Source organism: Streptomyces sp. NPDC050759 (genome assembly GCF_044456945.1).
Classification (GTDB): Bacteria; Actinomycetota; Actinomycetes; order Streptomycetales; family Streptomycetaceae; genus Streptomyces.
The window spans coordinates 17356-42544 of the sequence record NZ_JBITGI010000025.1; the positions used below are offsets into that span (position 1 = coordinate 17356).

Below are 25189 nucleotides of genomic sequence, written 5' to 3' on the forward strand. Positions count from 1 at the left end.
AGGGGTGGGCGATGAGAAGTTCGGGCAGGTGTACCTGCTACCCGGGGGTCACGGTCTGGTTCACGGCGCTGTCCGCGCCGGCCGCGCACCTGGATGCCGCCGCGGGGCTGCTCGCGGAACGGCTCGGTGCGGACGGGCGCCGGGTGGCGATCCTGCGCGAGCGACCGCCGGACGACCTGCACCGGGTCGCCGTGACGGCGGAGGTCCTCGCCCGTAACGGCATGGTCGCCATCGCCGTGGCGGGCGGGAGCAACGAGACGGCGATGGCACGGCACCGGGCCAGCAGCACCGCTCTGGTGGAAATCCCGGTCGAGCCCGGGCGGTCCCCCGAGCAATCGGCGCGCGCGGCGCATACGCTGCTCGCCGCCCGAGGGCTCGCATGACGTCGTATCTCGCGCTGCTCGAAGCCGAATCGGTGCACATTATCCGGGAGGTGGCAGGGGAGTTCGAGCGGCCGCTCATCCTCTATTCGGGAGGAAAGGACTCCGTCGTCATGCTCCATCTGGCGGTCAAGGCCTTTTCCCCCGCGCCGCTTCCCTTTCAGCTGCTGCATGTGGATACCGGACACAATTTTCCCGAGGTGCTGGAATCCCGCGACCGCATGGTCGAGCGGCACGGCCTGCGGATGCGGGTGGCCGCCGTGCAGGAGTACATCGACGACGGCAGGCTGCTGGAGCGGCCGGACGGGCTGCGGAACCCGCTGCAGACCGTGCCGCTGCTCGACGCCATCGCGCAGGGGCGCCACGACGGCGTGCTCGGCGGCGGGCGCCGGGACGAGGAGAAGGCGAGAGCGAAGGAGCGGGTGTTCTCCCTGCGCGACGAGTTCGGCGCCTGGAACCCGCGGCGCCAGCGCCCGGAACTCTGGCAGCTGTACAACGGCCGGCACGCCCCGGGCGAGCACGTACGGGTTTTCCCGCTGTCCAACTGGACCGAGCTGGACGTATGGCAGTACATCGCCCAGGAGTCCATCGACCTGCCCTCCATCTACTTCGCCCACGAACGCGAGGTGTTCGAACGCGACGGCATGCTGCTCTCCCCGGGCCCCTGGTGCCGCCCCGAGGAGACGGCGGAGGCGAGGAAACTGCAGGTGCGCTACCGCACCGTCGGCGACATGTCCTGCACCGGTGCCATCGAGTCCGAGGCGACCACCGTGGCGCAGGTCATCGCCGAGCTCGGCGCCTCCCGTACCACCGAGCGGGGCGCCTCCCGTGCCGACGACCAGATGTCCGCGGCGGCGATGGAGGACCGCAAGCGCGAGGGCTACTTCTGATGGACCAGGAGGACACGGACGGGGTGCTGCGGCACCCTGACTTCCGCCGGCTGCTGTCGGCCGTGGCCGTCAGCCAGGTCGGCACCCAGATGTCCCTCGTGGCGCTGCCGCTGGTCGCGGCCGTCCAACTGCGCGCGCCCGCGGCGCAGGTGGCGCTGCTGACGGCGGTGGAGACGGCCGGCTTCCTGCTGATCGGCCTGCCCGCCGGTGCGTGGGTGGATCGGATGCGGCGCCTGCCGCTGATGGTACGGGCCGACTGGGTGCGGCTCGCGGCCCTGGGCAGCGTCCCGGCCGCGCATCTGCTCGGCGTCCTGTCCATGACGCAGCTGTATCTCGTCGCCTTCACCGCCGGCCTGGCGACCGTCTTCTTCGAGGTGGCCCACCAGAGTTACGTGCCGCGGCTGCTGCCGCGACCCCGTATCGCCGCCGGCAACGGGGCGCTGGAAAGCATCCGCGCCTCCGCCCAGATCGCCGGGCCCGGCGCCGGCGGTGTCGTGACTCAGGCGCTGGGCGCACCGGTGACGGTGCTGCTGGACGCGCTGAGCTATGGCGTATCCGCGCTCTTCCTGCGGGCCATCCGCAAGCCCGAGCCGCCGCCCGTACGGGACCGGGGCGGTTCGCTGTCCGCGGAGGTGCGGGAGGGCGTGGCCTTCGTGCTGCGGCAGCCGCTGCTGCGGGTCATCGCGCTGTCCACCACGGTCGCCAACTTCTTCTCCGCGCTGCTGCTCTCCGTCCAGAGCGTGTTCCTGACCCGGGACCTGGGGCTCTCCCCGAGCGCCCTCGGGGCGACGCTCTCCGCCGCGGCGGCCGGCGGCCTGGCCGGGGCGCTGTGCGCGGGGCGGGTGGCGGCGCTGGTGGGCCAGGCGCGGTCGATCTGGCTCGCCACGGCCGTCACCGGGCCGTTTGCGCTTTTGTGGCCGCTGGCGGTGCTGGGCCCGCCGACCCTGCTGTTCGCGACCGGGTCCGCGGTGGTGGCCTTCGGCGCGGTCGTCTACAACGTCGCCCAGGTCAGCTTCCGCCAACTGCTGTGCCGGGACGAGCTGCTGGGGCGCATGAACGCCACGATGCGCTTCCTGGTGTGGGGCAGCATGCCGCTGGGCGCGGGCGCGGGTTCCGTGCTGGCGGGAGCGGTCGGGGCGCACGCCGCCGTATGGGTGTGCGCGGCCGGAATGCTCGTCGTGCCCCTCCCGCTGGTGTGCTCGCCGCTGCGGAGCCTCCGCGATCTGCCGGTCTCCTGACAAGCCCGTCTCCTGACAAGCCCGTCTCCTGACCGCCGGTCTCCTGACAGAAGGACAGCCCTGTGACCAGCTCGAGCATCACCGCGCAGTATCTGGCGCGCTTCGCCGCCGTCACCGCCGACGGCGCGGCCGGCGAGCCGCGGCCACTGCCGCTCACCGGAGCCCAGCGGCGCTTCGTGGTCATGCGCAGCGCGAACCGGGGCGGCCCGCCGGACGTGGTGCCGCTGTACTTCAGATTCCCGGCCGGCGCCGTGGACGAGGACCGGCTGCGGGACGCCGTCGGGCAGGTGGCGGCGGTGCACCCGGCGCTGCGCCTGCGGGCGGGGATACGCCGCGGCATCCCCGTGCATCTGCCCGGCGCCCCCTCGCCGGTGGTGCGCAGGCTCGTACCCCGGCCGGACGAGTCCGCCGTCGGCGCGCTGCGCCGGGCGATCGAGGGCGAGCGCGAGGCGACGCCGCTGCGGCTGTACCTCGCCGCGGACACGGCCGGCGGCGAAGCGGTGGATGCCCTGGCGCTGGTGGTCGACCACGCGGCCTGCGACGAACAGGCGCTGGCACAGATCACGGACGACCTCGCGGCCGCATACGCCGCGCGCTCGACGGCCGCCGACGTACCCCCGGCGCGGCTCAGGGCGGCGGACGACGCCTACCGTGCGGCGGTGGAGCTGCAGCTCGACGCCGAGCTGCGGGCGTCGGACCCCGGCGCGCTCGCCTACTGGACCCGCCGGCTCGCCGGGGTCCACCGGCCGCAGGCCGCGCACGCCCCGGGCCCCACCGGCCGGGTCGCAGCGGCGGACGCCCGCCTCCCCGGCCCGCCGGACGCCGGTGCGGGCAGCGCCTTCCCCGCACTGCTGGACGCCTGCGCCGAGGCGGCGCGTGAGCTCTACGGCGAGGCGCGCCGGCCGCTGCTCGGATACCCGTGGGGCGGGCGGCCGTACGGCGCCGGTGACGTCCTCGGCTGCTTCCTCAACACGGTGGCGCACCTGGCCCCCAAGAAGGCCGCGGCCGACGTCTGGTGGGACGATCTCGACCGCGCGGACACCCCCTTCGACGAGGTGGTACGGGCCGTACGCGCCGCGGGCCAGGACTGGTACGGCGAGCTCGACGGCATGGTGACGCTCGAAGACCTGGGCCGGCGCCCCCCGCTGCGACTCGGGGACGCCGAGGGGCACGAGTTCCATGTGCCCGCCCGGCCGTCGCAGGCCCCGTTCGCCGTGTCCTTCTCCCAGGGAGACGGCCTCCTGGTCCGGATGGTGTGGCGCACTGACCTCTTCCCAGAGCCGCGCGCCATGGCCGCGTTCGGCCGCCTCACCGGACGGCTGGGTACCCCTATGCGGGCCCCATAGCAGAAGTGGGGTGCGCCGCCCGAGTCAGGGGCTGTGCGGGTCCGGTGAGCGCCCCAGGATGGGCGGTGCGGATGACGTGACGCCAAGAACGGGGAGTGACGATTCGGCATGTTGGTTCTGTCGCCTTCACAGGAGATCGTCTGGCTGCACGAACAGGTGCTGCCGGGGAGCCGGGCCTACAACTTCGTCGCGACCATCGACCTCGACGGGCGCCTGGACGAGACGGCCCTGCGCAGCGCGCTCGCGACAGCCGTCGAACGGCACCCGGGGCTGCGACTCGAACTGGTCGAGGAGCCGGGGCAGGCCCCGCGGCAGCGGGTGAGAGACGACTGCACGCCGCGGTTCAGGTCCGTGGACCTGACGGGAGAGGCGGAGCCGGAGGCGGCCTTCGAGATCCTGCTGCGTACGGAGGCCGTGACCCCGGTCGATCCGTTCGACGCTCCGTTGCTGCGCTGGTGCCTGGTCCGGCTCGGCGCCCGGCGGCATCGGCTCGTCCACGTCGAGCACCATCTCATCCACGACGGACACTCCTTCGCCCTGCTGCTGAACGACGTGTTCGGCACATACGACGCCCTGGTGCGCGGCACCACCGTCGAACTGCCGACCGGCCGCTCGTACGCCGAATATGTGGAGTCCGTGACCGCCCAGGACCGGCGGCGCGCCCTGGACTACTGGCGCGAGGAGCTGCGTGGCGCGGACTTCGGACTGACGCTGCCCGGCCTGGTCCGCAAGGACGCCGGCGGCGCCCGGGCCGACGGCCGGAACGAGGGCGGCCAGCTGCGGCAGCGGATCGGCCCGGAGGACGCCGAGCGGCTGCGGCAACTCGCAAGGGCCCAGGGGCATACGCCGTTCTCGACCCTGCTGACGCTCTTCGGCGAGTTGCTGTGCCGGCACAGCGGCCGGACCGAGATCGCCATCGGCACCGCGGTAGGCAACCGCCCGCCGGGCTTTGAGCGCACCGTCGGCATGTTCGTCAACACCATCCCGCTCCGGCTGAGTTCCGACCGCGGCGACCGGGCGCGGGCCGCGGTCGACGCCGCTACGGACACCCTGTTGCGGGCACTGCCGTACCAGAGCCTTCCCGTGCAGGAACTCACCCGGGAGCTCGGACTGCACAGCGGCGGGACGGACAACCCGCTCTTCCGCGTCATGTTCAGCGCGCATGACGCGCCGCTGCCGGAGATCGATGTGCACGGCCTCGACGTGTCGCTGCACGAGGGGTTCAACTCCGGGACCAGCCGGTTCGACCTCGATGTGGTGCTGATCCCCGACGACCGCCGCACCGTCGGCCCCCGGCATGGGCCCGCGGGTATGGAACTCGTCTGGGACTTCGACCGCGGCCTGTTCACCGAGGACACGGTGCGGCTCATCGCCGGGCGGTTCCTCGATCTGCTACGGGCCTACCTGCGTACCCCCGAGGAATCGCTCGCCCGGCTCGCGGCCGCCGCCCCGGCACCGGCCGCGGACCTGCAGGACCAGCCGTCCGTCACGGCCGCCACCGACGCCGTCCTCGACCCCCTGACCGGCCGTGCCGACGAACGCACGGCCTTCGTCTCCGGCGCCAGGACCCTCACCCGCGCCGAACTCTCGCAGGCGGTCGACACGCTGATCGCCCGGCTGCGGGACGCGGGCGTCACCGAGGGGCAGCCCGTCGCCTGCATCCTGCCGCGGGGCGAGCACGCCATCGTCGCGCTTCTCGCGTGCCTGCGCGGCAAGTTCGTCTACTGCTCGCTGTCCCCGGACGATCCGCCCGCCCGGCTGGAGTCCGTACTCCGGCGGCTGGAGCCGGCACTGGTCGTCACCACGGCGGAGACCGCCGCGGCGCTGCCCGCGGACCGGCTCCCGGTCGCGGTGATGGACCGGTGGACGGAGATACGGGCCGCGGCGGCCGAAACGTACCCGGGAATGGCGTACGTCATCCACACCTCCGGATCCACCGGCGTGCCCAAGGCGGTGCTGGTGAGCAGGCGGGCGCTGGCCTATCACGCACGGGTGACCGCCGACCGCTTCGGCCTGTCCGAGCGGGACCGGGCGCTGGTCTTCGCCCGGCCCTCCTTCGACGTCTCCCTGGAGGAGGTGCTGCCGCCCCTGCTCGCCGGCGGCTCACTGATCGCACCCCGCCCGGAGGTGCCCGTCGGGGCGGAGCTGGCCGCGCTCCTGACCGCACGGCAGGTCACCGTGGCCAACCTGCCGACCAGCTATCTGCTCGCCGTCCGCGACCAGTTGTGCGAGGTGCTGCGCGACGGGCGGTGGCGGCCGCGGCTGATCGTGCTCGGCGGCGAACGGCTGCCTGCCGACGTCCTGCGGCCACTGCTCGACGCCACCGACGCCGATGTCCGTAACGCCTACGGGGTGACAGAGGCCGCCATCACCTCCGTCGTCCACGACGTGCAGCGCCAGGATCTGATTGCCGCCGAGGTGCCGCTGGGCACCGAACTGCCGGGCACGGAGCTGCAGATACTGGACGACACCCAGTGCCCGCTGCCGCCGGGCGCGGTCGGCGAGCTGGCGATCGGCGGACCGGGGCTCGCCGAGGGATATCTGCGCGACAAGCCGGAGACCGACACGCGTTTCGTCGAGCCCGGCGGGCTCGGCGGCCGACGCCTGTATCTCACCGGCGACCTGGGGTACCGCGACGACCGGGGCAGGATCTGGTTCCTCGGCCGCCGGGACAACCAGATCAAGCTGCGCGGCCACCGGATCGAGCTCGAGGAGATCGAGACGGTGGCGACCGCGGAGACGGGAGGCATGCCCTGCGCCGTCGTGCTCGGCAGGGACGATGACGGCGAGCCGCGGCTCACCGGATTCGTGGAGGCGGCCGAGGAGCCGGACCACAGCGCCCTGCACGACGCCCTGACGGAACGGCTGCCCGGCGCGCTCGTACCCGGCCGGTGGGTCCGCCTCGACGCGCTGCCGCTGCTGCCCGGCGGCAAACCCGACCGCTGCGCGCTGCTGCGTATCGCGGACGGGCTGCGCCCGGAGCCGGCGTCTCCCGCGGCTGCCGGGAGTGGGGCCGACCCCGCCGTCGAGTGGCTGGCCGAGGGGTGGCGCAGCGTGCTCGGCCACGACCGGTTCGACGCGACCTCGCACTTCTTTCACGCGGGCGGGCACTCGCTGCTGGCCGCGCAGCTCGCGTCCTGGCTCGAACCCGTCCTCGGCCGGCGGCCCTCCCTGCGGGTGCTGTTCCAGCATCCCGTGCTCGCGGACCAGGCGCGCGTGCTGCGGGAGGCGGGGGCGTGAGCGTGACACCGGCATCCGTACTCGAGGACGGGCACCAGGAGCTGGTCAGGTCCTTCGAGTCGTTCCTGACCCGCGAAGTGGAGCCGCTCGCCGCCGAATTGCCACCGGACACCGAGATCCCGCCGACGGACCTGCGCGACCACGTCCGCCGCCGGTCGGCGGAGCTGGGCTTCTACGCGGGTGACTACCCCGAGGAACTCGGCGGCTCCGGCATGCCCTTCCTCGCCGTCGTCCTGCTGCACCACGCCGCGGGGCGCAACGGCAGCCTGCTGGCCCCGTACACACTGGCCGGCTCCGACGGCCCCAGCCCGCTGCTGCGGCACGGCACCACGGAACAGATCAAGCGTTATCTGGTGCCGCTGGTGCGCGGCACGGCCCTGCGCTGCCTTGCGATGACCGAGCCGCACGCGGGCTCGGACGCCTTCCGGCTGCGCACCCGGGCGCGGCCCGCCGATGGCGGCGGCTGGACGCTCTCCGGCCGCAAGACATTCGTCAGCAACGCCGACCGGGCCGACATCGCCATCGTCATCGCCGACGTCACGGACGTGGACGGGACACCGGCGAACGGGCCGGGGAGCGGGGGAGGGCCGACCGCCTTCATCGTCCCGATGGACGCCCCCGGCCTCCACATCGGACAGTCCTACCAGGGCATGTCAGGAGAGCCGCTGTTCGAGCTCGTACTCGACGGCGTCCGGCTGCCGGCCGACGCAGTCATCGGCGGCGCGGACGGCATTGGTTGCGCCGCGGCGGACGGCATGGAGAGCCTGACGCGCGGCCGCCTGGTGGTGGCGGCCATGTGCGACGGCATCGCCGAGTACGCCCTGCGGGCCGGCGTGGCATACGCCAGGGAACGCGAGGCGTTCGGTGAGCGCATCGGCTCCTTCCAGCACGTCCAGGAACACCTGGTGAGCACCCGCGCCGAGGTCGAGGCGGCCAAGCTCCTCACGCTCGCCTGCGCCAGGCTCGTGGACCAGGGGCAGGAGGCGCAGGAGAACGCCGCTATCGCCAAGCTGACCTCGTCACAGACCGCGATACGGGCCGTGGACCGCTCCCTCCAGGTGCACGGCGCCACCGGCTGGGTGCGCGGCCATCCGCTCGAACTCCGCTACCGGCAGGTGCGGATGATGACGATCATCGAGGGGACCACGGAGCTGCAGAAGGTCATCATCGCCCGCGCGATGGGCCTGCCCTGAACCCGCGCCGCCCGGACACCCGCAATCACCCCCGTGTCAGAGACCTGAACCGTTCACGAGCGGAGACAGCGTGAGCACCACATCACCCCACACGCCGGACAAGGCAGCCACATCACCGGGACAGGCCCTGCTCAGCGTCGAATACGGAGCCGCCCACGGGCGGGCGCCGGTCGGCCGGTCCGCCATCCTCGGCCGGTACGGCCACTGGGTCGAGAGAACACCGCGGGCCCCGGCCGTCATCGAGGCCGGCGGCGAGTGGAGCTACGGGCAACTGGACGCACTGGCGGACCGTATCGCCGCCGCGCTGCGCGGCCGGGTGGGACCCGGCGACCTCGTGGCCGTATCCCTGGAGCACTCGGCCGCCCTGGTCGCGGTCTGGGTGGCCGTCGCCCGGCTCGATGCCGTCTGCCTGCCCCTGGGCCCGCGCCCGGGGGAGCAGCGGCTGAACGCGGTGCTCGACGAGGTGCGTCCGGCCTGTCTCATCGGCGAGCGGACGCGGCTCGCCGGCCGGGCGGACGACGCGGCGCAGGCCGTGCCTCTCCCCGTGACGCCGCCCTGGGCCGACGCGGAGGAACACGACGGCACCGTCGCCGTGTTCCTCACCCCCGAGCGGCATCCGACGGTGCCGGAAGAGGCCTTCTACGTGGTCCTGACCTCCGGATCCACCGGCGGGCCCAAAGCCGTCGTGGTCGGCGGCGTCTCCTTCGACGCGCTGCTGCTCTGGTACTGCGACCGCACGGCGAGCGGCCCCGGCGACCGCCACAGCATGCTGATCGGCGGCGCCTTCGACCCGCACCCGAAGGAGGTGTGGGCCGCGCTGACCTCCGGCGCCGCCCTCGTCATACCACCGGAAACGGTGCGCTCCGACCCGCACGCGCTGACCACGTGGTGGCAGGACGCGGGCATCTCCCTGTCCATCCTGCCCACGCCGCTGGCCGAACTCGTCCTCGGCCGTCCCTGGCCCGCGCTGCCGCGGCTGCGCCACCTCGAGATCGGCGGCGACCGGCTGCGCAGCTGGCCGGCGCCGGAGGTCACCGCCCAGGTCCACAACGCGTACGGCCCGGCAGAAGCGACGGTGCTGACCACCGTGCACCGGCTGGACCCGGCGGCCGAGGACACCGGCGTGCAGCCGCCGATCGGACTGCCGATGGACGGCGCCGTCGTCTGGGTCACCGACGACGCGGGCCGCGTCGTGCCGCGCGGCGAGGCCGGGGAGCTGCGCATCGGCGGCACCTGCCTCGCCCTCGGCTACCTCGACAAGGGCCTGACCGCCGAGTACTTCGTGCCGCCCCCGGCCGGCGTCACCGGCACCGACCGGGTCTACCGGACCGGCGACCGGGTGCGCATGCGCGCGGACGGCGTGCTGGAGTTCCTGGGGCGCCTCGACGACCAGGTGAAGATCAGCGGCGTACGGATCGAACCCGCGGAAGTCGAGGCGGCGCTGGAACGCACCGCCCAGGTCGCCCGCGCCGTGGTGGTGCCGCAGCGCGTCCGCGGCCTGACCCGCCTCCTCGCCTTCGTCCAGCCGCTCCGGGACGCCGCGGCCCCCGACCCGGCACTTACGCTGGAGGAAGTGCGCGCCCTGCTGCCGGAGCAGGCGGTGCCGTCGTCCGTCGTGATCCTGGACGCCTTCCCGCTGGACGCCAACGGCAAGGTGGACCGCGCGGCACTGAGCGCCATGGCGCGGCCGCCCGAGCGCACCGCCGGGGCGGCACCCGCGCAGGAGGAGGCGTCGCCCGCCGACGAGAGCGCCCTCGCCCCACTGGAGAAGAAGATCGTCGCCGTGACCCGCGACCTGCTCGACAACCCGGACCTGAGCCTGCACGACCACCTGACGGACGCCGGGATGACGTCACTCGTAGCGGCGCATCTGCTGCACGCGCTGGAGGAGCTGACCGGCGTCCGGTTCAGCGCCGCGGAGCTGCTGCGCCAGCCCGACCTGCGCGGCATCCTCGCCCTGGCCACCGCGCGGCCCCCCGCCGGCCTCCGCCACAACTGACCGCACTCTCACGGAGGTTCCAAGCCGTGCCCACATCCGCGTCCCGCGCCCCCGCCGCGAGCCACGGGATCCTCCCGCTCGTGCTGCGCCGCGCCCGTACCGACCCCGGTGCGCTGGCCGTATACGACGGGGAGACCGCCTTGACCTATGCAGACCTGGTGGCCGCCGCCCGCACGCTCGCTCTTTCGCTGCGGGCCCGCGGCGTCGCGCCGGGCTCCGCCGTCGGCCTGCTGCTGCCGCACTCGCCCCGCGCCGTGGTCGCCAAGCTCGCCATCTGGTGGGCGGGCGGCCACTTCGTACCCCTCGACGCCGGCTACCCGCCGGCCCGGGCGCGCATGATGCTGGACACGGCCGGCGCGGAACTGACCGTTGGCGACCGTGAGTTGGCGGCAGCTGCGGGCATCACCGCCGAGCGCACCCTGGTGCCGCCCGACCCGGCAGGACCGCACGGGGAGGGAGCGCCGGCCGCGGCGGGCAGCGAAGCGGAGAGCACGGCCGGGGAGCTGCCCGGGACGGGCGGTCCGGACGCGGTGGCTTACGTGATGTACACCTCCGGCTCGACCGGCCGGCCCAAGGGTGTGGTCCTCACCCACCGCGGGGTGGCCAAGCTGGCGGAACAGCCCGAGTACCTGGTGCTCACCGAACGCGACCGGGTGCTCTTCCACTCGCCGATGACCTTCGACGCGTCCGCCTTCGAGCTGTGGGCGGCCCTCGGCAACGGCGCCGCCGTCGTCACCTCCGGCGCCACCCGGCTCTCGCTGGACGCGCTGGTCCGGGACATCGAACGGCTCGGCGCCACCGTCGCCTTCTTCACGACGGCGCTCTTCCACCACCTGGCGGCCCACGACTCCCCGGTGTTCCGGCTGCTGCGCACGCTGATCGTCGGCGGCGAGGCGCTGTCGGGCGAGCACGCGCGCAAGGTGCTGCGCGCCTGCCCCTGGCTGACGCTGATCAACGCATACGGCCCCACCGAAGCCACCACGTTCACCAGCCTCCATCTGCTGCGGGACGGCGACTGCGACGAACCGCCGCCCATCGGACAGCCGGTGGCCGGTGCGACGGCACACGTCATGGACGAGGCAGGACGGCCGGTGCCCGCCGACACCGTCGGCGAACTGTGGATCGGCGGCCCGCGGCTCGCTCGCGGCTATCTGGGCCGGCCCGAACTCACCGCCGAGCGCTTCGTCGACCACCCCGGCGCCGGGAAGCTGTACCGCACCGGGGACCTGGTGTCCCAGCGATCCGACGGCACGCTGTACTTCCGCGGACGCCTCGACGACCAAGTGAAGGTGCGCGGCTTCCGCATGGAGCCCGGTGAGATCGAGTACGCGCTGCGCGCCCACCCGGACCTCGCCGACGCGGCCGTCACCGTACGGAGGCCGAGCCCGGACGACGCCCACCTCGCGGCGTTCTACGTACCCGCAACCGGACGGGAACCGGACCCGGCGTCGCTCCGCGACCACCTCAAGCAGCAGCTGCCGCCGCACATGATCCCCAGCACCTGGACACGCGTGGCCGAGCTGCCCCTGAACAACAGCGGCAAGGTCGACCGTCACGCGCTCGCCGAACTGCCCGCCCCCGGGGAAGCCGCCGCGGCCGGGACGGCAGCGCTCTCGCCGATCGAGCAGGCCGTCGCCGAACTCTGGAGCCGGGCCCTGGAGTCGCCGGTGACCACGGCGGACGCCAACTTCATCGCCCTGGGCGGCCACTCGCTGCTCGCCCTGGGCATCCTGAAGGACCTGCGCGCGGAACTCGGTGTCGATCTCACGCTCACCGAGTTCTTCTCCGCCGAGACCGTCGCGGACCAGGCAGGGCTGGTGGAGAAGGCGCTGGTGGAGGTGGCGGCCGACGACACCGGAGCGGAGCCGGGCCGGTGACGGGGGCGAGCGCCGCGGCGCGGCAGCGCGAGCTGCTGGAACGGGCCCGTAAGCGCCGCGCCGGCACCCGCGCGTCCGAGGCCGCGCGCACCGCGGCGGCGGCCGAGGACACCGGGCGCACGCCGCTGTCCGACGCCCAGCGCCGCATGTGGCTCATGGACCGGCTCGGACAGGGCGGCCCGCTGTACAACGTGCCGGTGGTGACCCGGGTCTACGGCCCGCTGGACCTGGACGCGCTGCGCACCGCCCTGACCGAGGTGCTGCGCCGCCACCCGGTGCTGCGCGGCCGATACGCGGAGGCGGACGGGGAGCCGTACCAGGAGGCGGCGCCGCTCGCGCCACCGCACATCGAGGTCGAGGACGCGGACCCGGAGACCGGCGCGGCCGCCGTACGGGCCGCGGCGGCCCGCCCCTTCACCCTCGCCGAAGGCACCGCCCCCCGGGTGCTGGTCGTCCGGCACGCCCCCGATCACCACACCGTCGCCCTCACCTTCCACCACATCTGTGTGGACGGCGAATCCCTCCCCGTGGTCCTCGGCGCCATCGGCTCCGTCTACGGCGACGTCGTCGCCGGACGGCCGCCCGCACCTCCCGGACCTGTGCCGCAGTACGCGGACTTCGTGCGCCGCGAGCGGGCCCACCGTACGGCGATCGAGGAAGGCCTGGCGTACTGGACCGGACGGCTCGAAGGCGCCCGGCCGGTGCCCCTGCCCGCGCCGCCGCCGAGGCCGGACGGTCCGCGGCGCGGCGACGGCGGCGTGCTGGAGGAGCCGCTGGAGCCCGGGCTGATCGGCCGGCTGCGGGCGGCCGGGGTGCGGCACCGCGCGACGCTGTACGCCTGCGTCCTCACCGCCGCCTTCGCCGCGCTGCGCGCGGAGACCGGGCAGGAGGACCTGGTGGTCGGCTGCGTGAGCAGCCTGCGGGACGGGCCCGGGACGCGTGATCTCGTCGGGCTGTGCGTCAACACGCTGCCCATCCGTGCCACGGTGCCCGCAGCCGGCACCTATGCGGAGCTGCTTGCCGGCGTACGGCACTCCCTGTTCGAGGCGCAGCAGCATCGCCGGGTGCCCTTCGACCTGATCGTGGAGCGGCTCGGCGCTGCCGTACGCGACCAGGACTCGAGTCCGCTGGTGAATGTGATGGCCGACATCCTGGCCGCGCCGCCGGCACTGCGGCTGCCCGGCGTACGTACCGAGGCTGTGCCGGTCGACCTGGGCACGGCCAAGTTCGGGGTCGGCTTCTGCGTCGCCGGGGTGGAGGAGGACGACGCGCCGCGGTGTCTGGTGCAGTACGACCGCGCGCGCGTGGGGACTGATACCGCGCGGGCCTTCCTGCGTGCCTTCAGCCGTGCGCTCAGGGCGCTCGCGGACGACCCGTTGTCACTGCCGGATCCACCCCGGCCGGACGCGGCCACCGCCACCCACGACGTGCCGCACCGGCCGCGTGACGAGAGCTCCGGGGCCCCCACCGCCCCCGGCCACCGGACCCGCGCCGTGCTCGACGTCTTCCGTGAGCTGCTCGGCGACGACCCTGGTCCGGACGACGACTTCTTCCTGCTGGGCGGACACTCACTCAAGGCCGTCAGGGCGGCGGATGGGCTGAGGGAACGGCTCGCGCTGCCGGTCACCGGCCTGGACGTCATGGAACACCCGACCCCCTCGGCCCTCGGCACGCTGCTCGACGAGCGCGCCCGGCAGCGCGACGCCGTGCGGCACGCCCCGGCCCGGCGCCCGGGCACCGCGACGTCCGCCGGCACGGTGCTGGTCACCGGGGCGACCGGCGGGGTCGGCGGATTCGTGCTGGACGAACTGGCTGCCCGGGGCATCCCCGTGCGCGCCCTGGCCCGCCCCGAGTCGGCGTACCGGGCCGCGGCCGCCGGCGCCGAGGTGTGCGAGGGCGACCTCACGGACCCGGCATCCCTGCGCGAGGCCATGCGCGGGGCCGACGCGGTGATCCACGCGGCAAGCACCTTCACGTCACCCGAGGTGGACCTCGCGGCCATGCGTACCCTCCTGGAGAGCTGGCGGCACGGACCGTTCGTCTTCGTCAGCAGCACCGACGCCTACGGCAGTGCGAGGGCCACGGAGGTCACGGCCGAAGTCGCGGCGCAGGAGCCGCTGACCCCGTACGGGCGGGCGAAGCTCGAGTGCGAGCGGCTGCTGCTGGGCGCGGCGGGCACCGGCGGGCGGGGCGGGGCGAGCGCCGTGCGTACCCCGATCGTCTGGGGCGCTCATGACCGGCTGCGCGAGCAATTGCGCCGGGGGGCCACCGGAGCATTGTTCCAGGCGGTGCGCGCGGGGAAGCCGGTGGAGCTCCCGGATCCCGGGCTGGGATGGTACGGGACCTCTTGGGTGCACGCGGCGGCGCTGGCCCGGGTGCTCACCGCCTGCGTCGCGGAACCGGCCGGCGGCACGGTCAACGCGGTGAGCGGCCACGTCACCTGGCATGAGTGGACCTCGGAACTCATCCGGCTCCTGGGCAGCGACAGCCGCATCAACCACAGGAAGCGACTCTCGCCGCATCCTGATGCACCCGACCTGCTGCACCAACGCCGCTATCTGCCCACGGGATTCGCCCGCGAACTGACACCACGCCCGAGAGAGAACTGGCAGGAAACGCTCGCCGCAATGTTGAAGCCCTGATCTTCCGGGAGGATTTTGTGCAAGAGTCCGCAGTAGGGTCACCGATACCGCGGGTGGCACTGCGCGAGAACGCGGCGGGGATCCTCGCACTGCGACGGGATCAAGTCGGATACCTGCGTGGAATGGTCGCGGCGCACGGAGACATATTCCGGATGCGCATGGGCGGATTCCCGGTCGTGATGGTGAATCACCCCGACTACGTCCAGGACGTACTGGTTAATCGCCATGAGAACTATGACAAGGAGAACTTCCTCTACCGGGCCGCGCGCGCGATCGTCAGGGACGGCATCGTCACCAGCATCGGCGGCGCGGAGTGGCAGCGGCGCCGCAAAATGCTGAATCCGGCCTTCCATCGGCCGAGCATCGCGCGGTTCGTCGATGTCATGACCGAAAAGACCGGTGACATGCTGGACGGATGGGGCCGAGCGGCGCCCGCTGAGGTAATTGACGTCAGCGCGGCGAGTTCGGGGCTGGCCCTGAAGATCGTGCTGAGTTCGCTTTTCGGAGCCGGTACCGGCGACGGGATACGGCGTTTCGAGCGGGCCTTTTTCGATGTGAACGAGATCGCGGGGAAGTTCTTCCGCTTCCCCTTTCCGCCTCTGACCTGGCGGACCCCCTCCAGGAACCGGCTGCGCGCCCGCATCGCGGAGATGGACGCGTTCATCCACGAGGTGATCGCCGCCAGCAGCAGGCCGGACGCGGCGCATGGCCTCGACCTCTTCACCTTGATGCTCGACGCCGTGGACGAGGAGACGGGGGCCCGGTTGACCGCCGAGCAGCTCGCCAGCGAAGTGATGTCCATGATCGTCGGAGGATTCGAAACCTCCAGCAACTCCATCGCCTGGATCTACCAGCAGCTCGCCGAGCATCCGGAGGTCCAGCGCAGGGTGCAGAGCGAGGTCGACGAGGTGCTGGGCGGGCGGCCGCCCACCTTCGCGGACCTGTCCCGGCTGGTGTACACCCGCCGCGTGGTCGACGAGACCCTGCGGATGTTCACGCCGGCGTGGCAGACCATGCGCCGCGCCGCGCAGAGTGACCAGATCGGCGGCTACCGCATCCGTCAGCATGCCAACGTCTACATCAACTTCTTCACCCTCCACCGGCACCCGGAATTCTGGCCGGATCCGGACCGGTTCGACCCCGATCGCTTTTCGCCGCAGGCGAGTGCCCAGCGGCCCCGGCACGCATATCAGCCCTTCGCCTCGGGGCCGCGCCACTGCATCGGGAAGCACTTCGGACTCGCGGAACTGCAAGTCACCACGGCCATGCTGGCGCAGCGGTTCCACGTAGAACAGCCTCAGAACCTGCCATCACCCGGGTTCGACCCGCTGCTCACGCTCCATCCCAAGAACGGCATTCACCTGCGGCTGCGACACCGTTGAGCGACCCGGAAGGACGTATGCGATGGCTCCCCCGAGAACACTTCCGACCATCCGGCCGGGTGACGGCAGCGGCGGGACGCTGGCCTTCAAACGCGACCAGCTGGCCTTTCTCACCCGCGGACTGGAGCGGCACGGAGACATCTTCCGGTTCCGCCCGCTCGGCATTCCCATGGTGCTGGTCAACCACCCGGACTACATTCGCCACATCCTGGTCGACGAGGCAGAGCGCTACGACAAGAACGCCTCTCTCTTCAAGGTTGTACGCCCGGTCCTGCGCAACGGGCTGATCGCCAACGCGGACACCTCCCACTGGCGCCGCCAGCGCCGCATGATGGCACCGCACTTCACACCGCGTGCCGTCAGCGCCTTCGTCCAGGGGATGACCGATGAAACCGCGCGCATTCTCAACCGCTGGGAGCGTGATTACGGTATCGGAGGCACCCTGGATGTCACCGATGAGATTGGTCAGCTCGCCCTGCGGATCGTCAACCGGTCACTGTTCAGCGCCGACGTCAGCGACGCGGCGCAGGCGTTCGAGCGAGCCTTCGGCACGGCCAACGCCATTCTCGGCGCCTTCTTCCGTTTCCCGTTCCCGCCACTCGGCGTGCCCACGCCGAGCCATCGTCGGCTGCGCCGTGCCATTGCCGACATGGACGCATTCGTCTCCGGATTCATCAGGCGCAGGCTCGCGGCCGACACGGCCCCCCCGGGCGAAGAGGCCGATCTGCTCACGCTCCTGCTCCACTCCGTGGACGAGGAGGACGGCGGCGGCATGGACCTGGAGCAGCTGCACCACGAGGTACTCAACATCTGCATCGGCGCCTACGAAACGACTACCAACACGCTGTCGTGGGTGTTCTATCTGCTGGCCCGCCACCCGGAGGCGGAAAAGCGCCTGCACGAGGAAGTGGACCGGGAACTCGACGGCCGCATCCCGGAGTTCGGGGACCTTCCCAAGCTCGCGTACACGCGCATGGTGGTCGAGGAGGCCCTGCGGCTGTATTCGCCGGCATACCAGTTCATGCGGCGGGCCACGACGGATGACGTGATCGACGGCTATCGTGTCCCGGCCGGCAGCAACGTGCTCATCAACAGCTATCTCCTGCACCGACACCCTGATTTCTGGGAACGACCGGCGGAGTTCAAGCCAGAGCGATTCACGCCGGAAGAGACGGCCAGGCGACCGAAGCACGTATACCTTCCCTTCGGCGCCGGACACCGTATCTGCATCGGAAAGCACTTCGCGCTGACCGAACTGATGCTGGTACTTGCCACGATCGCGCGCGGACATCGCCTGGTCATGCCCGATGGTGCGCCCGAGATTCACCCCGAGGCGCTCATCACGCTGCACCCGAAGGGCGGAGTACGGCTGCGTCTCGAGCAGCGGAGTTCACCGACGACAAGGATGAGACATGGCTATGGACAGCGAGACTGACATTGACAGCCCGTTCCCCTTCCGCATCAGCCCGTTTGTCGATGGCGCGCGAGCTCATATGACGAACTGGGTGCGGCAAACCGGCCTGGTGCGCCGGGCTTCCGCCGGACAGCGCTTTGAACGGGCGGACTTCGGCTGGTTCGCGGCGGTGGTGTACCCGGCGGCCACCGCTCCGAGACTGGACCTGCTGGCGGACTGGTTCGCCTGGCTTTTCCTGGTTGACGACCAGCTAGACGACGGCGAGTTCGGGCGCGACCCCGACCACCTGCGGACCGTCATCGGGCAGCTGCGTACCGTCCTGGAGAGCACCGATGGCCAAGTCGACCTCGGTGTCCGTGCTCCCACCGCCGTCTCCGCGCTCGCGGACCTCTGGCGGCGTACGGCCGTCCGAGCCACTGCCGAGTGGCGTCGCCGTTTCGTCCGGCATCTTGAGCTGTGCCTCAGCACGGCGGCCGACTGGGAAGCGGGAAACCGGCAACGGGCCGAGATACCGTCCGAGGATTCGTACATCGCCAATCGTCGGCATACCGGCGCCATCTATCCCTGCATGGACCTCATCGAGATCGCCGAGGGCATATCGATACGGGACGACCTGCACCGCAGTCCGGAGTTTACGGCTGCCCTCGACGCTGCCTGCGATGTCGTGTGCTGGACGAACGACGTGTACTCGCTGGAAAAGGAGCGTTCGCTGGGTGAGGTGCACAATCTCGTATATCTTGTGCAGCATCATCGAGGACTCGACCCGCGCTCCGCGCTCGACCATGTCCACCGCGCGATAGAACGGCAGACGGAGCGGTTTATCGAGGCGGAGGCGCGTGTACTGTCGACATATCCAGAATTCGCTGCCGAGCTGAAGATGTGCCTCGCGGGCATGCGCTCCTGGATGCGCGGAAACCTCGACTGGTCCCGGCAGACGAAACGCTATCTGCCCCCGAGCGATACCGGGGCGGCGGCACCGGAGCATTATCTCGAAACGCGCCTCGTGGAGGTCGAGCGATGACATCGGCAACTCGTCCGGACACCCGGGAAGCCTGGGAGCTACTGCGCAGGGCTCGCGAGGTGACCGGCCCGGAGCTGCGCCGCGTCGTCGGCGGGCTGCCCGAGCCCGTGCGGAAGGTGGCTCAGTACCACTTCGGATGGCGAGATGCGTCGGGCAATCCAGCACCGGGCGACTGGGGGAAGGGGGTACGCGGTGCTCTGACCCTCGCCAGCGCGCAGGCCTGCGGCGGCGGCACCGAGGAGGCGATCCGCGCGGCCGTCTGCGTGGAACTGGTGCACAACTTCTCGCTGCTGCACGACGACTTGATGGACAACGACCGCCTGCGCAGAGGGCGCCCCACCGCATGGGCACTCTTCGGTGATGCCCGGGCGGTGCTCGCAGGCGATGCTCTGCTGGCCACGGCGCTGAACGTGCTGATCGCGGAGCAGCCCTCGAGCATGGCCGCCGTCCGGGAGCTGTCCGAGACGCTGCTGGGACTCATGGCCGGGCAAGGAGCGGACCTGGCCTCCGAGGCACGTGACGACGTGGCACCGGAGGACTGGCTGCGCATGGCCGCCGGGAAAACCGCGTCTCTGTTCGCCGGAGCGTGCGCGATGGGAGCGCTGGCGGTGGACGCCCGACCTGACCAGGTCGCGGGAGCGCGCGCCTTCGGTCATCATGTCGGGCAGGCATTTCAGCTGACGGATGATCTGCTCGCCATCTGGGGGGACAGCGATATCTCGGGGAAGCCCGTGGGTGGGGACCTCCAGCGGCGGAAGCAGTCGTTTCCCGTGGTGGCAGCGTTGATGAGCGGGACCGCGGCGAGCCGTGAACTCGCGGAGCTGGTCGGCGGTGGAGCGCCGCTGTCACCGGCGGAGATACACCGGGCCACCGTGCTGATGGCCGAGGCGGGCGGAAGGGAGCTGACCCGCCGGGAGGCCGCCCGGCACCGTATCCTCGCCCTCGGCCAACTGACTTCGTTGGCACCGGAGCCGGAAGGCCGGCGGATCCTGGAATCTATCGCCCACTTGGCCACCCACCGCGAGCGCTGATGCAGCGAGCGGTTCCACTGACCTTCCTGCGCAAAGAATCACGTCGGCGAAGGCGACCTGGAATTTTCTGGCCGGTGACCCGTCGGGTCCGGATGCGAGCTGAACCACTCGCCGGGCAGGGAGCGGTCGATGAGACCGGGCCCCGGGGTGCCAGCGCGAGGGAGATGCCCAGGATGACGCGAACCTTGATCACTGGCGGCCTGGTCATCACGGCCACCGACGAGATCTACGCAGACGTGTTGATCGAAGACTGGCAGATCGCCGCGTCCCATAAGGAGAAACGGATGGCTCGTAAGGCCCTTGGCCAGCAGGGCTGTTGGTGTTGGTGGGGCCTGGTCGGCCCCCCTCTCTGGCCCCTCGTCGGGGCAGAGGTCCGGCGCGGAGGCATCCAGGCGCAGTTGACCAGGGTCTGATGGCGGCGGATGGCGCGGTCGGAGTGGACTTGGAAGTCGGCCCAGCCGAGTTCGTCCTTGATCTGCTAGTAACTCTGCTCGATCCACGGCCGCAGTCCGTAGAGGCGCACGATCTCGGCGAGGCCGGCCGGCGGGTGCAGGCCGGTGGCGGCGTGGGGTGCATCAGGGTGGGGCAGGTTGGTGGCCAGGTACCAGGCGGCCTTCTCCGGCAGCCGGGCTGGGTCGGTGGTGGCCACGACCAGTCGGCAGGGAGAGTCGGGTCCGTAGCCGCCCAGGCGGGCATCGGCCGCCCACCAGGTCTCGGTGTGCCCCTCGCGGAAGTGCCGCTCCACGGGTGTCCAGTCACCGGGACGCTGGGCATCACGCCAGGTCAGGGCGCGGGCGGCCTCAATGGGAGTGGGCGGCTGGTCGGCCCGGGCCCACCGCAACAACGGCCTGCGCTCCGCCCGGCTGGAGAAACACCGCCTCGCCTACCGCCGCCACTCCGCATTCCACGCGGCCGAGCGGGCCGCCGGAGGCACGCTTCTCCTCGACGAGCACTTCCGCTGCCACCCGGACATCGCCGCTGTGTCCAACGAACTCTTCTACGAACAGGGCCTCACGGTCCTCACAGACGCCCGAGGCCGGCCGTCCTTGCCGAGGCGATCCATCTTCTGGTCTCACGTTCCCGGGCGAGCTACCCGGCCACCGTACGGCAGCTCCTGGGTGAACTACGACGAGATCAGACAGGTGGACAGCTTCGTACGCACGCTGCTGGAACAGCTTCCTGAGGACGCCACCATTGGTGTGGTCACGCCGTTCAAGCCGCAAGCCGACGAACTCCGCGCCCAGCTTCGGCAATACGACCAGCAACGCGTGCGCGTCGGCACCGTGCACACTTTCCAGGGAGGGGAACGCGACGTCATGGTCTTCTCCCTCGTCGCAGGCGAGGGCATGCACGCAGGCGCCATCGGCTGGGTCCACCGCCGGCTCAACTTGTGGAACGTCGCCATCACACGCGCCCGCAGCCACCTCATCGTGGTCGGAGACATGAACCTGTGGCGCGAGCGGGGCGGTGTCGCCGCCGAGCTCCTGAACGCTGCCACCACAAGCGGCCCCCGCGGCGACGACCGCGAAGCAGGCGACCTGGTCCGGCGCCTCTACCAGGCCATGTCAGCACAACCCGGAACGACAGTGGCACTCGGCGAAAGCATCAACGGGCACCCGGTCGATGTACTCGTGCGGCCCCCCGGGCTGCCGGCCCACACGCGGTCCTGCTCGATTCCGGCCCGGACGACGGCGCTGACGAAGCACGCCACCTGCGCCTGATGCTGCGCCGCCGTGAACTCCTGGACAGCGGTGAACAAGGCGGCCAGGCCCTGCGCTACCCGGCATGGAGGCTCTACGACACCAGCACCGGCTGACCCAGAGGCGCTCCTGCAGTACGGGTTACCTCCCGTAAGCCTGCTTCCAGCGTGCCCGGTGACGTGCGTCCCCCTGGCCGCGACCGTTCACACTGCCCAGCGACAGCAGGGACGTGCCGTTGTTCCACAGACCAAGGTGATCGCGGTGCACGGCGAGAATGCCATGCTCCACCGCGAACTTCTCCGACGGCCCGCTGAACCTGGTGGTCGTCACGAACACGGCCACATCGGCCTGGAAGTGCACCTTGGCGCCTAGCAGGTCACGCAGCTCACGACTGGCGATGGTGCTGGTGGGCGCGTACCGCTTGCGCTGGACCACCATCGTGCGGCTATCCGGCAGACGCCCCACGACGTCGGCACCGTTGTCGTGTGAACCACCGACTCGGCGTACTGCGGTGCACCCGTCCCGCCGGCACAGCGTGGCGACCAACTCCTCGGACTCGGTCCCGCTCATGGCATCCAGCTTTGCCAAGGTCCTACGTCGGACATGCACCGCGTCTTCGTGGCGCCACCGACCGTCCCCGGCTCGCAGCCTCCTGTCCGTACGCCCCAACCACCAGCCCACGAACCCCACACCGCCCAGGACCGCGAGTGCCGTGGCATAGGGCCACACGGCTGTCCCGAAGACCGCTGACGCGATCACCGGTCCGCCACCACCGAGCGCAACCGGCTTCACTGCTGACGTTCGCCAGCGACGTGTAGTCGAGCCCTGTTGACGCCTAGCAACTAACCCCGCCTCCCCCTCAACCGTCCCTGTCGTGAAGTCTGGACAGCCCAGGACAAGTTGAGAAGAGCACGACTCGGCCACGGCGGAATTCCGCGTTGTATTGGGCAGGCAGTCCGGGCTCACTCGGCAGTTCGTTGGCGGCTCGTTCTGCGGGAGGGCGGGCTCTGGCCGCCCAGGATGCGCCCCCCGTGCAGGCGCACGGGGGGCATCGACGGCGACGTTGGCGGCAGTCGCTGCCGGCGTTCGTCCCAACGGCACCAGCTCACAGCGGGACCGAGAGGGCGTCACTGCCGACAGGTGCGGTGGTCGCAGGGGAAGGCCGCTTGCTCAGCCTTGCGTCAGTCACCGTGGCCGGTCGAGCTGATCAGCGCTATCAGGACAAGGAGGCAGGTGGTGAGGGTGATGACCTGCTCGGCGCTCCAGCCCTGCTGGATGGTGAGGGTGATCACGGCGGCGGTCACGTAGGGCCATGAACGGCGGTGCGGCTGCGGAGAGTTGGGCTGTGACATGCCGGGCTCTCCAGGGGGACGGGTGCTTTGCTGGAGACCCACGGTCATCCATGATGGCGTTGTTCCCTCGAATCGAACATGATTGCCGCAGGTGAACACTTGTATATCGGGGACAACCCTGGGGTTGTTCCTGGACAAGCCTGAGACGGGGGAGTGGATGGGGCGGCCGCTAGGGGCGTTAAATGGCCGGACGGAAGAGGCCAACGAGTTCGCCCGCTGGTTACGCAGGATCACCACCAACGTGACGGTGCGGTCCCTGGAGGAGGACTTCCCCTACGGCAAGTCCTCGTGGAGCGGGTTCCGTGACGGCAGCCGGCTCCCGTCCCCGGATCTGGTCAAGCAGGTCGCTGAGCGCTACCTGCGCGAACCTGCCATGCGCACACGCCAGTTGGAACAGGGGCTGCGCCTGCTGACGGCCGCTCAGCAGGCCGCGAAAGATCTGGAGGACAGGACTGCCCCGAGTAGCCAGGACCTTTCGGCGCTGCTGGCGGCCAAGTAGGGCAGCGCCTCCAGCCACTGGCCGTGCGACGCCTCCGGAGCGGCCCGTCCGCGACCGACCCTCGTCTCGTCCAACCCGCCCTCCCGCCTCCGTCCGCACCCCTACCCTGGGCGAGGACGGCAGGTGGGGGAGCGGCAGGGGGGGGACCGTGGGCGAGGGCGTCGGTGTGGTCGGGCAATTGTTCTTCGGGCGGGACGACGCCGAGAACGATCTGGTGGACGGGCTGCTGAACGGCGCCGTCTTCCGGCCCAACTATGCCTACCGGGAGGTCCTCTCAGGGCGGAAGTCCCTGATCATCGGCCGCAAGGGCGCCGGCAAGAGTGCCATCTGCCGACGACTGGCCGCTCCGGACGGCCACCCGGGTGCGTGTGTGCTGATCACCCCCGACGACACCGCCGGAGACGAGATCCGGCGCTTCGAACTCCAGGGGGTCACCGCCGACACCGCCAAGTCACTGATCTGGCGGTACGTCCTCGCCGTCCACGCGGCCCGCCATCTGACCCTGCACGCTCGCGCCGCCCACGGCCGTCGCCCGCCACCGGCGGTCCGCGCCCTGCGCGTCTTCTTGCGCACGAACGGTGAGTCGGACGACGCACGCCTCTACGACCGGCTACGGCGCGGCGCGAGTGGGCTCCAGTCGGCCAATCTCTCCCTGAAGGCGTTCGGCGTCGAGGCCGCCCTTGGGGTGAACGGTGCCTCCGAAGGGGCACGGGCCAGCCGCCAGTTGGAGGTGCTGGAGGACGGGGTGGCCGCCGCTTTCACCGCTCTCGGCTGCGCGGCAGTGCACCCCCCGCTGCTATTCCTCGTCGACCAGCTCGAACAGGTGTGGACGGTCGACGCCGACAGCCACGCCCTGGTCACCGGCCTCCTGCTCGCCGCCAAGCATGTGACGGGCCGCTACGGCCGGGCCGTACGGACGGCCCTGTTCATCCGCGCCGACATCTACGACACCCTCGACTTCAGCGACGGAGACAAGTTCCACAGCGACGAGATCCGCATCACCTGGACCCACGACGGACTCAAGGACATCGCGTTGGCCAGGGCCCGCGCCTCACTCGGCGCCGAACTCACAGTCGCCCAGCTGTGGGAGCAGCTCTTCCCGCCGAGCGTCCGGGGCGAGCCGACCGCCGAGTACCTCTTCGCACGCGCCCTGCCGCGCCCGAGGGACGCGATCCAGTTCCTCAACGCCTGCCGGAGCGTGGCCGACGAGCGGGGCGGGCTCGCCATCACGGAGGAGGACGTCCTCGCGGCGACCGAGCGCTTCTCCCGCTGGAAGCTGCAGGATCTCGCCAAGGAGTACCTCGTCAACCATCCCTTCCTGCGGTCGCTGTTCCCGCTGTTCGCCAACAGCGGGTACGCCGTCACCCGGGAGCTGGTCGAGACCCGGTTCGAGGCGCGCAGGGAGGCGCTGCACGAGGAGTTTCCCGCCTACACGGACAGCCTGACCCCGCAAGGAGTGATCGACGTGCTGTACGGGGCGGGCTTCCTCGGCGTGTGGCGAGGCGACGACGTCGTCTATACCGGCGGGATCCACGCGCCGCCCGGCCCCGGGGAGGACGAGTTCCATGTGCATCCGTGTTTTCGGCCCGCTCTCAACAGCCTGGGGCCCGGGCGGGGCGCCCCGGCAGGGGGCGTCCGGCTGAGGGGAGACGTGGACGAGGCCTGCGAACGTCTGCGGCGGCTGCTGGATCGGTCTCCCCTCCCGATGCCGGCGCACACGGAGACACTGAACCAGATCCTGTCCATCGAGACGGAGGCCCTTCGGCGCAGAACGCGGGGCCGTCATCCCACCTCGGCTCAATTCGCCGTCGTCGCCGGGCGGTTCGAGGTCCTCGCCGACGAGCTGGCTCGGACGGGACTCGTCGGCCACCCCGTGACCCGGCGTCTGCAGGACGAGGCGAGGGCCCTGCTCCGCACGTCCGGCGGTGCGGTGGGCAGCGGCCAGGGATCGAGCTCGGGGGGCTGACGACTCGGGGGCTGACCAC

At 71.4% G+C, this 25189-nt stretch carries 19 protein-coding genes; 16 read left to right on the top strand and 3 right to left on the bottom strand.

Annotated elements, in window-relative coordinates:
- The first annotated feature begins 11 nt into the window (after positions 1–11).
- The 13 genes from ACIBJB_RS43440 (at position 12) to ACIBJB_RS43500 (ending at position 19653) form a co-directional block, all read left to right on the top strand.
- Positions 12–383: a hypothetical protein gene (locus ACIBJB_RS43440; RefSeq protein WP_398939685.1), complete on the top strand. Its 372-nt coding sequence runs from the start codon at positions 12–14 to the stop codon at positions 381–383.
- The gene (gene cysD, locus ACIBJB_RS43445; protein WP_398939686.1) at positions 380–1270 is read left to right on the top strand and encodes a sulfate adenylyltransferase subunit CysD; all 891 of its coding nucleotides are present in this window, start codon (positions 380–382) and stop codon (positions 1268–1270) included. Before ACIBJB_RS43440 ends, cysD begins: the two co-directional genes overlap by 4 nt.
- On the top strand, positions 1270–2508 hold the full coding sequence (locus ACIBJB_RS43450; protein ID WP_398939688.1) for an MFS transporter: 1239 nt from the start codon (positions 1270–1272) through the stop codon (positions 2506–2508). The genes cysD and ACIBJB_RS43450 overlap by 1 nt, the downstream gene beginning before the upstream one ends.
- A gap of 62 nt (positions 2509–2570) precedes the next feature.
- Complete coding sequence (locus ACIBJB_RS43455) at positions 2571–3854, top strand: non-ribosomal peptide synthetase (RefSeq protein WP_398939689.1); 1284 nt, start codon at positions 2571–2573, stop codon at positions 3852–3854.
- Between the two features lie 108 nt (positions 3855–3962).
- Positions 3963–7094 (top strand): condensation domain-containing protein, encoded by a 3132-nt coding sequence (locus ACIBJB_RS43460; RefSeq protein ID WP_398939690.1) that lies wholly within the window; start codon positions 3963–3965, stop codon positions 7092–7094.
- Complete coding sequence (locus ACIBJB_RS43465; RefSeq protein WP_398939691.1) at positions 7091–8287, top strand: acyl-CoA dehydrogenase family protein; 1197 nt, start codon at positions 7091–7093, stop codon at positions 8285–8287. Before ACIBJB_RS43460 ends, ACIBJB_RS43465 begins: the two co-directional genes overlap by 4 nt.
- A gap of 70 nt (positions 8288–8357) precedes the next feature.
- Positions 8358–10286: a non-ribosomal peptide synthetase gene (locus ACIBJB_RS43470; protein ID WP_398939692.1), complete on the top strand. Its 1929-nt coding sequence runs from the start codon at positions 8358–8360 to the stop codon at positions 10284–10286.
- Positions 10287–10312: 26 nt separating this feature from the next.
- A complete protein-coding gene (locus tag ACIBJB_RS43475) occupies positions 10313–12163 on the top strand; it encodes an amino acid adenylation domain-containing protein (RefSeq protein ID WP_398939694.1) in 1851 nt (616 codons plus the stop codon).
- Positions 12160–14805: a condensation domain-containing protein gene (locus tag ACIBJB_RS43480; RefSeq protein WP_398939695.1), complete on the top strand. Its 2646-nt coding sequence runs from the start codon at positions 12160–12162 to the stop codon at positions 14803–14805. The genes ACIBJB_RS43475 and ACIBJB_RS43480 overlap by 4 nt, the downstream gene beginning before the upstream one ends.
- Positions 14806–14858: 53 nt before the next feature.
- Positions 14859–16187, top strand: a complete 1329-nt coding sequence (locus ACIBJB_RS43485) for a cytochrome P450 (RefSeq protein WP_398939696.1) — start codon at positions 14859–14861, stop codon at positions 16185–16187.
- 22 nt (positions 16188–16209) lie between these two features.
- A complete protein-coding gene (locus tag ACIBJB_RS43490; protein ID WP_398939697.1) occupies positions 16210–17622 on the top strand; it encodes a cytochrome P450 in 1413 nt (470 codons plus the stop codon).
- Entirely contained in the window at positions 17600–18622 is a 1023-nt protein-coding gene (locus ACIBJB_RS43495) for a terpene cyclase (protein WP_398939698.1), read from the top strand. Before ACIBJB_RS43490 ends, ACIBJB_RS43495 begins: the two co-directional genes overlap by 23 nt.
- The gene (locus tag ACIBJB_RS43500; RefSeq protein WP_398939699.1) at positions 18619–19653 is read left to right on the top strand and encodes a polyprenyl synthetase family protein; all 1035 of its coding nucleotides are present in this window, start codon (positions 18619–18621) and stop codon (positions 19651–19653) included. The genes ACIBJB_RS43495 and ACIBJB_RS43500 overlap by 4 nt, the downstream gene beginning before the upstream one ends.
- Before the next feature lie 478 nt (positions 19654–20131).
- Here ACIBJB_RS43500 and ACIBJB_RS43505 read toward each other — a convergent pair whose 3' ends face one another.
- Complete coding sequence (locus ACIBJB_RS43505; protein WP_398939767.1) at positions 20132–20497, bottom strand: hypothetical protein; 366 nt, start codon at positions 20495–20497, stop codon at positions 20132–20134.
- On the opposite strand from ACIBJB_RS43505, the gene ACIBJB_RS43510 reads away from it, so the two are divergent.
- Positions 20457–21374, top strand: a complete 918-nt coding sequence (locus ACIBJB_RS43510; protein WP_398939700.1) for a DEAD/DEAH box helicase — start codon at positions 20457–20459, stop codon at positions 21372–21374. The genes ACIBJB_RS43505 and ACIBJB_RS43510 overlap by 41 nt on opposite strands.
- A gap of 120 nt (positions 21375–21494) precedes the next feature.
- On the opposite strand, the gene ACIBJB_RS43515 is transcribed toward ACIBJB_RS43510, so the two are convergent.
- Both ACIBJB_RS43515 and ACIBJB_RS43520 read right to left on the bottom strand, forming a co-directional pair.
- Complete coding sequence (locus ACIBJB_RS43515) at positions 21495–21923, bottom strand: restriction endonuclease (protein ID WP_398939701.1); 429 nt, start codon at positions 21921–21923, stop codon at positions 21495–21497.
- A gap of 611 nt (positions 21924–22534) precedes the next feature.
- Positions 22535–22705 carry a hypothetical protein gene (locus ACIBJB_RS43520; protein ID WP_398939702.1) on the bottom strand — a complete coding sequence of 57 codons (171 nt, stop codon included), beginning with the start codon at positions 22703–22705 and terminating at the stop codon, positions 22535–22537.
- Between the two features lie 157 nt (positions 22706–22862).
- On the opposite strand from ACIBJB_RS43520, the gene ACIBJB_RS43525 reads away from it, so the two are divergent.
- Both ACIBJB_RS43525 and ACIBJB_RS43530 read left to right on the top strand, forming a co-directional pair.
- The gene (locus ACIBJB_RS43525) at positions 22863–23204 is read left to right on the top strand and encodes a hypothetical protein (protein ID WP_398939703.1); all 342 of its coding nucleotides are present in this window, start codon (positions 22863–22865) and stop codon (positions 23202–23204) included.
- A 148-nt stretch (positions 23205–23352) separates the two neighbouring features.
- A complete protein-coding gene (locus ACIBJB_RS43530) occupies positions 23353–25170 on the top strand; it encodes a P-loop ATPase, Sll1717 family (RefSeq protein WP_398939704.1) in 1818 nt (605 codons plus the stop codon).
- Positions 25171–25189: the final 19 nt, after the last annotated feature.